2 protein-coding genes are annotated in these 1,081 nt (G+C 67.8%); both read right to left on the reverse strand.

Translation table 11 applies throughout. From position 1 onward, the window contains the following. Nucleotides 1–153: 153 nt before the first annotated feature. The gene (locus ABZU75_RS46520) at nt 154–465 is read right to left on the reverse strand and encodes a hypothetical protein (protein WP_030920115.1); all 312 of its coding nucleotides are present in this window, start codon (nt 463–465) and stop codon (nt 154–156) included. A 62-nt stretch (nt 466–527) separates the two neighbouring features. After that, the gene (locus ABZU75_RS46525; RefSeq protein ID WP_355570047.1) at nt 528–986 is read right to left on the reverse strand and encodes a peroxiredoxin; all 459 of its coding nucleotides are present in this window, start codon (nt 984–986) and stop codon (nt 528–530) included. Nucleotides 987–1,081: the final 95 nt, after the last annotated feature.

Here is a 1,081-nt window from a genome sequence, read left to right on the forward strand (position 1 = left end):
GTTCGGCATGCCGAACCACCCAGATCACAAAAACTCCCACTTGGCCGCGCTTTTCACCCCAGCGATGATCGGCCGGCCCGATCCCGAACACTCGCACACCACGTACGCGGACGTGATCGGCCTGGGGCCCCGTCTCCAGGCGAAAACGGCCCCTCAGGGGACCCGGCGCAGCACCCTGGCCAGGGCGGCCTCCACCTCGTCGGCCAGGCCCGGGGCACAGGCGACGGCCGGTCGGCCGTCGGCGCGGGCGAGCCGCACCGAGCCGCAGGACCGGCACTCCACCTCGCCGAGCCGGCAGATGAGCGCGACGGAGCCGCATGAGGAGCACGTGTCGAGCTCGACTTCATGGGTGCGCCGGCAGTCCGGGCAGATCAGCACCTGCGTCTCGTCGCGCACCCCGCGCGTCCACGGGCTGGCACCACGGATCGGGTCGGTCTGCCTGGCCCCGCAGGAGAAGCAGGGCATGATCGCCTCCGAGAGGTCGGACCGGCGGGCGCCACGTGAACGGGCGGTCGCCGGATCACCGCTTAGGGAAGTTCGGCGAGCACCTTGCGGTACTCGGCGATGTCGCGGGCCTGTGAAATCGGATTCACGACACGCCAGCGGACCACGCCCTCGCCGTCGATGATGAAGGTTCCGCGCTCCGCGAAGCCCTTCTCCTCATCGAACACACCGTACGCCCGCGCGACCTGTCCGTGCGGCCAGAAGTCGGAGAGCAGCGGGAAGGTGTAGCCCTTCTGATCCGCCCACGCGCGGTGAGCGAAGATGGAGTCAATCGAGATGGTGAGAACTTCAACGTCTTCGGGCATGTCGGCCATGAACTCGTCGCGGATGGCGTCGAGTTCGCCGCCGCAGACGCCGGTGAACGCGAGAGGATAGAAGATCAGCACGATCTTTTTGCCCCGGTGGTCGGAAAGCTTGACCGGGGTGCCGTGCTGGTCGCTCAGCTCGAAGCCCGGAGCCTGGGTACCCACCTCGATCGCCATGGCCGGGGTTCCTTTCGTCGCATGAGGCATGCGTCATCATCCTGCCGTACGGCTCGCGCGAGCCGTACGGCAGGGCGGACCCTTAGGGATATAGG

The organism is Streptosporangium sp. NPDC005286, assembly GCF_040607515.1.
Taxonomy (GTDB): Bacteria; Actinomycetota; Actinomycetes; order Streptosporangiales; family Streptosporangiaceae; genus Streptosporangium.

What these genes read in the sequence shown, in the direction of transcription:
- ABZU75_RS46525 (WP_355570047.1), bottom strand. Translation starts at nt 986, where the DNA reads ATGGCGATCGAGGTGGGTACCCAGGCTCCGGGCTTCGAGCTGAGCGAC.
- ABZU75_RS46520 (WP_030920115.1), bottom strand. Translation starts at nt 465, where the DNA reads ATGCCCTGCTTCTCCTGCGGGGCCAGGCAGACCGACCCGATCCGTGGT.